Raw genomic sequence first — 10,970 nt, 5'->3', positions numbered from 1 at the left:
GTCCTGTGGAATGTCTAATGATCAGACCTCAGGATTACTTTGAAACCCAGGCAGATGAATTGATCGAAATGCATTTGCAATATTTCAATGTACAGACGGCTGTGGCGATCCAGGAAGATATTTTTGCTGCCCAGAGCAGTGGCATTGCTGATCCCGGTGCAATTAAGAACTTTCTCCAGGATTACTATGAGGCAAATCCCAGTCTGGAATACGTACTACTATTAGGTTCTGGAACCTATAATTTTGATAATTCAACAGAAAAAAACAAAATTATCACCTATGATCGATCAGGTGTAACCAGTGATGATTACTTTGTGGATTTTGATCTTGATAAACGTCCAGAACTGGCGATTGGCAGGATCCCGGCTCAAAATGAGCACATGCTGGATAAATACCTCGAAAGAGTTCATGATTATTATGATGAACTAGAGAAGGGTTGGTGGCAGAATAAGATACTGCTGATTGCTGATGATGAAAACAAAACAGGTGGTTTTGAGGGTACCTCGCCAATTTCTGGTATGAACCATACACTCAGAATGGAAGATACAGCAGAAGTGCTGTATGGCAGGTTGATAGAGAAGGTCTATGGTCTGGAATACCCCTTTGATGCCTATCAGAGCAAGCCGGAAGCTACTGCTGACATTATTGATTTGGTCAATGATGGAGTATTGATATCTTATTATATAGGTCACGGTGCCTGGGATAATCTGGGTGATGAAGATTATTTCGGCATTGGTGATATCCAGCTATTGCAAAATTACCAGCATCTTACGCATTTCGTGGCTGCTTCCTGTAATGTAGGGGAATTTGACCAGATTGGAAATGACTGTATGGCTGAAGTGATCCTCTTTGCTGATGATGGTGGAGCTATCAGTTCTGTAGCCGCTTCAGAATCATCTGGTCCAACCTCAAACTATCAGTTGATGAAAGACTATTTTGATGCCTTGTATAATGATAGACTTACTACTGGTAAGGCACTGCAATATGCGAAAAATACTTCTTCGGCAAGTATCTCAAATAGTAATAAATATAATTATCTTGGCGACCCGCTTATTTATCTACCCTTCCCAATCAGGATTGGCAGTGTTAGTGGTTTGCCAGATTCTCTCTCGCACAGACAAACGGTATCCTTCCAGGGAGATTTTGGAGATCCCAGATTGGATTCCACGGGGGAAACAATAGTCACAGATAGTCCTCAACTTATTCATTATTACAATTTCTTACCCGCTGATACTACGATAGTATATGAAGTGGATTATCTGCGTAAGGCAAACAGGGTTTTTCGCGGTGAAGTGGATATCCAATCAGGATTATACAGCACCACCTTTATTGTTCCAGATGATGCTATCGCTGGAGATTACGGAGGGATAATCACTCTTACGCATGATGAGGATGGAGACTGGCTTAATAATCTCAATAATATCAAGTATTCTGAATCTACTCTAAATGTTGCTAATGATGATGCCCCAACGATTACAGTATTCCTGGATTCTGAAAATTTCCGCAATGGTGACACTGTCTCAGAAGATCCTCAGCTCATAGCTGAGATAACTGATGAAAATGGGATCAATGTATCTGGCAATGCCGGCAAAAGCATACTCGTGTTGCTTGATGACAGTAATGATCCAGATGACTTGATAGATGTTACAGAAGGTTTTCTTTATAACTCAGAATCTTACACGCAGGGTACTTTAACCTGGCAGCTTGACCCTCTCCCGACTGGAAATCATAACCTTAAACTGATCGTGTATGATAATTTCGGCAGTCCGGCTGTGGCTTCAATTGATTTCAGAATTGGTTCCAGCAGCAGTATATCAATCAGTAAGCTGCTGCCATATCCTAATCCCATGTCAAAATCAGGACATTTCACATTTATCCTCACGGAAGCTGCTAATGTGAGTATTTCTATCTATACCATTTCCGGTAAAAAGATCAAGGTTATCGATGCAAATGCAGATACAGGATATAATCAAATTGCCTGGGATTGCCATGATGCTGATGGCGACAGGCTCGCAAATAATACCTACTTCTATAAAGTGAAAGCAAAAAGTTCTCTTTCAGGGAAATCTGCGGAAGCCACAGGTAAAGTAATTATTCTGCACTAAATCAATGCCAGATAAATACATTTATCCCCTGCTGGATGCAGATCATAAAAATACTGCAGTAGTATTGCCGGTATATAATAGTGAAAAGCACCTTATTTCATTGATCTCACAATTACTGGAGCACTTTCCGGCAAATCAGATAATCGCTGTAGATGATGGCTCGGGTGATAATTCAGCTCAAATCTGCAACAACCAGGGGATCACTCTGATAGCATTTGAACAAAACCGCGGTAAAGGTGCTGCTCTGCTTGCTGGTATGAAAAACGCCTGGCAGGCTGGATATAAATTTGCCATCACCATCGATAGCGATGAACAGCACAAACCCAGTCATCTGCCGGAATTTATTACCAGGCAGCTGCAGACAAAGGCAGCTATGGTAATAGGAAAAAGGGATTTCAATCCACGGATAATGCCCCTGCCTCGCATCTGGTCTAATAAATTGACCAGCTTCATGGTCTCGATCACTGTCGGGCAAAAAGTTGCTGATTCTCAATGCGGCTACCGGCTATATTATCTTAAACCTGTCATGGACATGAATCTTGTTTCCACTCGCTATCAGTTTGAAACTGAGATAATCCTGAAAATGGCAAGAGCAAAATATCTCATCGCAGATACAGATATCGATACAGTATATGGTGAAGAAATCAGCCACATAAATCACCTGCGTGACATCCGAAATTTTATCATTATCCTGATCTCCCACTGGCTGCATAAATAGTAAATTAATTTTCAAATTACATTCCAATCATCTGTAATAATATAGCAAGCTAACGATTTTATAGAATTATATTCCCAAACAAAATATTATCGCAATGAAAATAATAAAATAATATATTTTACAATTAATCAGCTAATTATGCCCATTTTTACTCAAAATCATCAATAGCGACATAAATATAAGTATAATAACAAGTTATAAAATAACTGCCCCTAAAGTGGAACAACAAAGCACGTACTGACATTTTTTTGTTAGATTGTGCTATGTTGTCCCTCTTCTATGCCTGGAAATGGGTGAGAAAAATAGGGATCATGATCTGAATGAGAAAAAGTAAGGAAATATATAATGCAGTTAGCTGATTGAAAACAGGTGATAAGAATGGCAGATTTTGAGAAAAAATAAGGTGAAATAATAGTTAGAGGAAAAACTTTATTGACCTGCCAGCAGTAAAAAATCCTAATGCTTTGATTTAAAAAACATTGTTGGATGCAATAAATATCCTGCAGTCGCAAAAGATATCAGGATAAGTAAAAGGAAAAAACATGGATAGATTTATCATTAATGGCGGGAAGAAATTAAGTGGTGAGATAGCGGTAAGCGGGGCAAAAAATGCTACTTTACCGGTGATGGCAGCAACGATATTGGCAGGTGGAGAATTCGTACTGGAGAACATACCGAATTTGATAGACATTAAACTGATGGGACATCTTTTGCGGATGCTTGGTGCTCAGATAGAGCAGGAAGAGGGCAGGATCTATATTGATACCACAAAACTTGATGGCTGGGAAGCACCTTATGATCTGGTGAGTAAGATGCGAGCCTCCATCTATGTATTGGGACCACTACTGGCAAGATTTGGCAAGGCTAAAGTATCATTTCCGGGTGGATGTGCTATAGGAACACGACCCGTGGACTTGCATCTGATGGCAATGGAAAAGCTGGGTGCAAATATTAAGATAGAGCATGGATATATCATCGCTGAATGCGAGAAATTGAAAGGGGCAGATATCACCTTTAGAAAGGTGAGTGTAGGAGCTACGGCAAATTCACTGATGGCAGCTGTGCTGGCTGAGGGTGAAACAAATCTTTATAATTGTGCTATTGAACCGGAGATACAATCTTTTGTGGAATTCCTTAAACAAATGGGAGCTGATATTACTGGCGCAGGCACAAGCCATTTACATATCAAAGGAGTGGCTAAACTGAATCCCGTAAGGACTGAGATGCTTTCTGACCGGATAGAGGCAGGAACATTTTTGATAGCCGGGGCAATAACATGCAGCGAGATCACTGTTACTAATTGCGTTCCCAATCATTTAGGCGAATTTTTTGATACACTCAAGCATGCAGGATGTGGATTTGATATAGTAGGAAATAAGATCACGATCAAACCAGGTGATATTATAAATCCAGTAAATATTACAACAGCCCCTTTCCCTGAATATCCCACAGATCTTCAGGCGCAATTTATGGCATTGATGAGTTTGTGCAATGGTGAGAGTATCATTGAAGAAGGGATTTTCCCGGATAGATTTACGCATGCTGCAGAATTGAACCGGCTTGATGCCAATATCAAGGTGGAAGGCAATTTGGCACGGGTGAAAGGCGTAAAGATGCTATCTGGTGCACCTGTGATGGCTACTGACCTGCGCGCAAGTGCTGCCCTCGTATTGGCAGGATTGGCTGCCCAGGGAACTACTGAGATATCAAGGATTTATCATATTGATAGAGGATATGAGAATTTTGAACATAAACTTACTTCTTTGGGTGCTGATATCAAAAGGATGAAAGGCTAAACCGGAAACATCTATGCGTATTGCCATTGCCCTGAGTGGAGGAATAGACAGCAGTGCTGCTGCCTGGCTGTTGCAAAAGCAGGGCTGGGAAGTAGTGGGCGTCACCATGCGTCATTTTACTGATAATGAGCTTGGTTTTGGTGAGCAGGAAGGAATTGAGGCAGTAGTTCATCAGGCAGCAAAAGTTTGCAAAGCTCTGCATATACCTCATGAAGTGATCAATCTGCAGGAAGACTTTTCTAAGACCGTGATGCAGGATTTTATCAGCGAATACCAGGCAGGTAGAACTCCCAATCCTTGCACTTTGTGCAACCGGGTGATCAAATGGGGTAAGCTGCTGGATGCAATTAGTGATCTTGGAATTGAGAAGATGGCAACAGGACATTATATAAAATTAGAAAAATCTCAAGATATTTATCATCTATATCGATCATCAGATATGCGTAAAGACCAGTCTTATATGCTGTGGCAACTGCATCAGAAGCAGCTTGCAAAAACTGTGTTTCCTCTGGCAGAAATGATCAAAGCAGATTCTAAGCAGATAATTATAGATAATCAGATTCCCGTATCGATCCATAATGAGAGCCAGGAGATATGCTTTATCAAAGATCATTATGAGGATTTCCTAAAAGATAAAATACCATTTGAACCGGGAGATATAATATTATCGGATGGAGAGTTAATAGGCAGGCATAATGGGCTGCCTTTATATACCATCGGTCAGCGGAAAGGCTTGCATACGGAACTCAATGTTCCGCTTTTTGTGATCGGGCTGCATACTGCTACAAATCAGTTAATAGTATCTTCAGATAAAGATGACCTGCTTAGAGCAGAATTTGAGATCAATAAAGTGAACTGGATAGCAGATATTCCGGAAGACGCTGTAGAGCTTATGGTGCAGATTAGATATAACAGTCCTGCTGTTGAGGTAGCAGAATTGAAGTGCCTGGGAGAAGTTTTACTGGTGAAATTGCAAGAACCGGTAAGGGCAGTTACACCTGGTCAATCAGCAGTTTTTTATCGTAATGATGAATTGCTGGGTGGCGGTGTGATAGTCAGATAATAATTGGAGAAAAATAAAGTGAAAAAGAAAATACATCTGGTGGTTGGTGCAAGACCAAATTTTATGAAAATGGCACCGTTATATCGGGAATTCAGCAAATATCCGTCAGAATTTGAAGTGAAACTTATCCATACAGGACAGCATTATGACCAGCGGATGAGTGATTTCTTTTTTAAAGATCTGGGCTTGCCTAAGCCGGGCATCTATCTGGGAGTTGGTTCCGGGACGCATGGTGAGCAGACAGCGCGGATCATGGAACGCTATGAAAAAGCATTGCTGGAAGATAAACCGGATATCGTGATCGTGGCGGGTGATGTGAACAGCACTGCCGCCTGCGCGATTGATGCAGTGAAACTGCATATCCCGATAGCTCATCTGGAAGCTGGACTGCGTTCTTTTGATAGAACCATGCCGGAAGAAATAAACCGTCTGCTCACGGATTCCATAGCAACATGGCTGCTTACCCCTTCGGAAGATGCTGATAGAAATCTGCTGGCGGAAGGTGTGGGTGCTGAAAAGATATTCCGGGTGGGCAATATCATGATCGATAGTCTGTGGGAATTTAAAGATAAGGCAAAAGCTTCGGATATCCTGAATAAACTGAAAATCAAAGAACATGATTACTGTTTGATCACCTTGCATAGACCTGCAAATGTGGATAATTATGAGGGACTGGATACCATTTTGACGGCGTTCAGTGAAATCTCAAAAGATATCAAACTAGTGTTTCCCATCCATCCGCGCACCAGAAAACAACTAACTGCCTTTGGGTTGGATAAAAGAGTGGCTGCCATCAGCAATCTGCTTTTAATCGAACCGGCAGGATATTATGATTTCATAAAACTGCAGATGGAAGCTAAATTTATCATCACCGATAGTGGGGGAGTGCAGGAAGAATCAACCTGGTTCCAGATCCCCTGCCTGACCTTAAGGCCTAATACTGAGAGACCTATAACGATCACAGAAGGGACTAATCAATTAATTCCACTCAATGCTGAGGAAATAGTGAATTCAGCAAAAGCAATACTTGCAGGTAAGATCAAAAAAGGTAAGATCCCGGATAAATGGGATGGTAATACAGCGCAGCGAGTTGTGGAAATATTCCGTATCCCGTAATGAAAGTAGACGTGAGGGAGCAGGAATAAACCTTTCAAATGGTCGAAGACCTTTGAAATGGTTGGACAGTTTATTTGGGAGGCTTGATATTTTGGGTATTTGGGGCGGTGGATAGCATCACCATTGCGGAGGTCTGCGACCATTCGCAAGGTGGGGGCGGATATTTTATTCTTCAATCTCCCATTCAGTACCATCAGGAGTGTCTTTTAGTTTTATATTAAGTTCTGTAAGGTCTTTTCTGATGCGGTCTGCCCATTCCCAGTTTTTTGCTTTTTTAAATTCCTGACGATATTTTATGAGCATTTCGATCAAGCCTGCTGTTTTGGCAGAATAATTATCTGATTTAGTGAGTTTTTCTTTCAGGTTGCGGAAAAATCCCAGCACTTCACCGAGTTCCACCATTAATCTGGCATAAGCAGTTCTATCTGAAAGGCACAGGTCAGAATTTTTGGATTCCTTTGCAGCTTCAAAGATGATCGCCAGAGCACGAGCGGTATTGAAATCATCATCCATCACTTCAATAAACTGAGCTTTGAGTTCCTCCTGCAAAGCTGTATATTGAGGCTGGTCTTCAAGATTCAAATAGTCGATATCCTTAAGGGTATTATAGAGGTTATTTATTGCAGCCTGGCTTTGTTTGACGATCTCTTCATTGAAATCTATGGGGCTGCGGTAATGCTTGGAGAGGAAGAAATATCTGATAGCTTCAGCGGAGTATTTTTGCAGAATATCACGTGCCAGGAAGAAATTACCAGCACTTTTGGACATTTTTTCACCTTCAATATTCAGGAATCCATTATGCAGCCAGTAGTTCACGTAAGGATGTCCAGCCTCAGTTTCACCTTGTGCTATCTCATTTTCATGATGAGGGAAAACCAGGTCATTGCCACCACCGTGGATATCAAAAGTATCTCCCAGCAGATCACGGCTCATCACCACGCATTCTGTATGCCAGCCGGGACGACCTTCACCCCAGGGGCTTTTCCATTTAGGTTCACCAGGTTTTGCTTTTTTCCAGAGTGTGAAATCAAAGGGAGAGCGCTTTTGGGCATTCTCTTCAATTCTGGCACCTACTCTAAGGTCTTGCAGTTTCCTGCCGCTCAGTTTGCCATAATCCTTAAATTTCTCCACAGCAAAATAGACATCGCCCTCTGATTCGTAAGCCATGCCCTTTTCTTCCAGAGAACGGATAAATGCGATCATTTTACCGATGTATTGAGTGGCTTTGGGCTGAAAGTCAGGCTTGAGGATATCAAGTTTATCAAGATCTTCCATAAAGGCAGTGATATATTTGGCAGTGACATCACCAGTAGAAATACCTTCAGCAATTGCCTGAGCGATTATCTTATCATCAATATCAGTGATATTCTGCACGTAAGTAACCTCAAAACCTTTGAACTGAAAATAGCGTCTGATAACATCAAACACCAGCAGGTTACGGGCATTGCCTATATGGAAATAGTTATATACGGTGGGTCCACAATCATACATTTTCACTTTCCCTGCTTCTACAGGGATAAATTCTTCTTTTTTACGCGTCATTGTATTGTAGATTCTCATTCCCACTCCTTTTATTTTTTTATTAATTGTTGATTTAAAAAGAAAAGACCTTGTCAAAGGTCAAGCAGAATATTAACAGCAGGCTTCTTTGCCTTCAGGGATCATAATAGAGAACGTAGTCCCATTATCATCATTAAAGGCAGAAATAGTGCCCTTGAAACTATCAGTGATGATCAGTTTTGTCATAAACAAACCCAGACCAACGGTTTTGATTTTATCCTGTCCTTGTTCTTCCGGCTCAAATAATTTTTCCATAACGGTTTCTGCCATTTTTCCAGCACTATCAGAGATCACAATCTGGCATTGCCCATTTTCTGAGGAAGAAGATATTTTCACGAAGCGCTTATCATTAGGGATGCTGGAATTCAGGAAAGCATTTTTGATATTACTGAGAATATTGAGGATTACTTGAAAAATCTCGTTCACATAGCCCCAAACCAGGCAATCTGCCTGCAGATCAAGTATTATATTGATATTAAGCGAAGAATAGCTTCTCTTTGCCAGATCAGCAGCACGACTGAGAATATCATCTACAGCTATAAGTTTCTTTTCTTTTCCCTGAAGATAGATGCGGCGGAAATCATCAATGGAATGGGACATGAAATTTACCTGCTCCATCACATCAATAGTCGACCTGGTGATCAATTCCTGATCGAGTTCTTCAAATTTATAGGCATCTTCAAGGTTTTGTACGATAATATTCACAGCATTCAATGGCTGTTTCCATTGATGAGCCATGAAACCTATCATTTGTTCCATGGAGACCTGTAATGACTGGGAGGTTAAAATTGCATCCCGTTTTCTGGTTTTAATTATCTCTTCCTGAAGTTGTTCTACCAGGGATTTTATTTTTTCTTTCTGCTTAGTGCGGTCATTAGTTTGGTTTTCATTGCAGATATTGATAAGTTTATTTAATATTTCTGTAATTTCTTTTGGAGTATTTTTCATATTCACCTTCTTAATAAGTTATTGATCCCGAGAATGAGTATAGAGATAATTATAATCCCTGTTTTCAGGAGTATCAAGATACCAGTTTTCATAATCCCAGGGAGATGCAACCCAGTCATCAAAGAAAGGATAGGCATCCAAAATACTAGCTTTTTCAGTAGGATAGGGTACTTCCTGAGGCATCATAAAGAACCATGGCATATTATTTACAGTACGATACCAGCGCCAGGAATCGGGATCACTGGTGTCATCTCCATTGCCCCACAATTCAATATTGACCAGATCGGTAGGTGGATAATCTGCTGGATGTATCTCATGTGATCTGTCACCATTTATAAAGATAAAGGGGTTATATGGCATCTCATACCAGGGTGCCGTGAACATTCTGGTTCTCCACAATTCTTCAAAATCAACTGTGATCGTATGAAGCTCTGGCTCAAAGTAGGGCAGGCTGGGATCAGTATTATGATAACCGCTTCCAGGAGCTATATCACGTGCATCATTAAAGAAGATATAAGTGTAATTATCATCTTCCAAATAGGTAGTGCCAGTATCATCTTGAGGATTGGATAATATCATATAATCAGGAAACTGTATTCCAAAGCCTATAGTGTAAGATGTACCAATAGCTGCCAGTTTATATTTGATCTCATAATAACCACTATAAGAGTCCATATCTTCAATATACATTTCAAAATTATAATATATCACCAGATCATTAATATCATAATCACCCTGCTGGGGCCAGTTATCTTCATAAGCCAGTGTGCCGTATTCATCAAGACCCGGTGAGGATATGCTCATCACATGGGGATCTGGCATGGCACTGGAATTATCGTAATAAAATGTGTAAGGCTCTTGAGTGCTGCCCATGATATTACCATATTGTATGTTATACCAGTCAACAAAAAGAAAAACCTGATCTACAGAAGCATCGTAATAGCGGAAATTCAGGGTGTGAAATGAGGTATTGGGAAAATACAGGACATTGGAAAAAAGCACACGGTTATCAGGCAGCATCACAGCTCCCGGATTTAATCCGCCAGTTACGCTGATACAGGAATTTCCCAGAAAACAGGCAAACATGTCATTGACATCATCAGCAAATAATTCAGTTGATTCATTAAAGACGTCAGCAAATATTGTAGTATAATATGGTGAAGTATCATAATTCCAGTCAGGAGCTTCTCGATCGCTTGAATTATAGGGTGAATTGAAGCTGCCATTTATCTCACCTGTAAGATCATCAATCCGCTCAATATCAAATTTGTAGGCATCTTTATTTTCATTATACAAAATTATCTCATTTCTGAATGCTGCCACAGGCAGATCAAACTCAAATATGCCATCATCATCAGTTCTTGCCTGCAGTAACCTGCTGCCATCATCCTGAAGCTCATCATCATACAATTCAAAATAGGCATTCGGCTGGATTTCCCCTGAATTAGTGGATTCCAGATGGATATTCACATAGATTGATGTATTGAACATAAATTCTTCATCTGCTATCACATTATCCATGGGGTTTATTTTATCATCACCCGAATCACAACCAGTCAATAATGCTAAAAATAATATCACTATAATAGCATAGATAATTCTATTTTTCATAAATTCTCCAGTATTATTATATTCATAGAAAAATGTGCAATTACTGTACTCAC

General features: G+C 40.4%; 8 protein-coding genes. 5 read left to right on the top strand and 3 right to left on the bottom strand.

Annotated features, from left to right (window positions below; genetic code table 11):
• The 5 genes from RAO94_11640 to wecB form a co-directional block, all read left to right on the top strand.
• Positions 1-2,105, top strand: a 2,105-nt coding sequence (locus RAO94_11640) for a C25 family cysteine peptidase (protein ID MDP8322993.1), incomplete at its 5' end; no start/stop codon positions are given.
• 4 nt (positions 2,106-2,109) lie between these two features.
• On the top strand, positions 2,110-2,823 hold the full coding sequence (locus RAO94_11635; GenBank protein ID MDP8322992.1) for a glycosyltransferase family 2 protein: 714 nt from the start codon (positions 2,110-2,112) through the stop codon (positions 2,821-2,823).
• 542 nt (positions 2,824-3,365) lie between these two features.
• Positions 3,366-4,619, top strand: a complete 1,254-nt coding sequence (gene murA, locus RAO94_11630; protein ID MDP8322991.1) for a UDP-N-acetylglucosamine 1-carboxyvinyltransferase — start codon at positions 3,366-3,368, stop codon at positions 4,617-4,619.
• A 13-nt stretch (positions 4,620-4,632) separates the two neighbouring features.
• Entirely contained in the window at positions 4,633-5,682 is a 1,050-nt protein-coding gene (gene mnmA, locus RAO94_11625; GenBank protein ID MDP8322990.1) for a tRNA 2-thiouridine(34) synthase MnmA, read from the top strand.
• Positions 5,683-5,700: 18 nt separating this feature from the next.
• Positions 5,701-6,798 (top strand): UDP-N-acetylglucosamine 2-epimerase (non-hydrolyzing), encoded by a 1,098-nt coding sequence (wecB, locus tag RAO94_11620; protein MDP8322989.1) that lies wholly within the window; start codon positions 5,701-5,703, stop codon positions 6,796-6,798.
• A gap of 165 nt (positions 6,799-6,963) precedes the next feature.
• Here the strand turns inward: wecB and cysS are convergent, their stop codons facing one another.
• The 3 genes from cysS to RAO94_11605 form a co-directional block, all read right to left on the bottom strand.
• Positions 6,964-8,358 carry a cysteine--tRNA ligase gene (gene cysS, locus RAO94_11615; protein MDP8322988.1) on the bottom strand — a complete coding sequence of 465 codons (1,395 nt, stop codon included), beginning with the start codon at positions 8,356-8,358 and terminating at the stop codon, positions 6,964-6,966.
• Between the two features lie 72 nt (positions 8,359-8,430).
• Positions 8,431-9,306 carry a HAMP domain-containing sensor histidine kinase gene (locus tag RAO94_11610; protein ID MDP8322987.1) on the bottom strand — a complete coding sequence of 292 codons (876 nt, stop codon included), beginning with the start codon at positions 9,304-9,306 and terminating at the stop codon, positions 8,431-8,433.
• 18 nt (positions 9,307-9,324) lie between these two features.
• Positions 9,325-10,917, bottom strand: coding sequence for an LruC domain-containing protein (locus RAO94_11605; protein ID MDP8322986.1), 1,593 nt, complete (start codon positions 10,915-10,917; stop codon positions 9,325-9,327).
• Positions 10,918-10,970: the final 53 nt, after the last annotated feature.

This window comes from Candidatus Stygibacter australis (genome assembly GCA_030765845.1).
In the GTDB taxonomy this organism is placed as follows: Bacteria; Cloacimonadota; Cloacimonadia; order Cloacimonadales; family TCS61; genus Stygibacter; species Stygibacter australis.
Note: the sequence above shows the minus strand (reverse complement) of the source record. Positions and strands in the feature narration are given on the sequence as shown.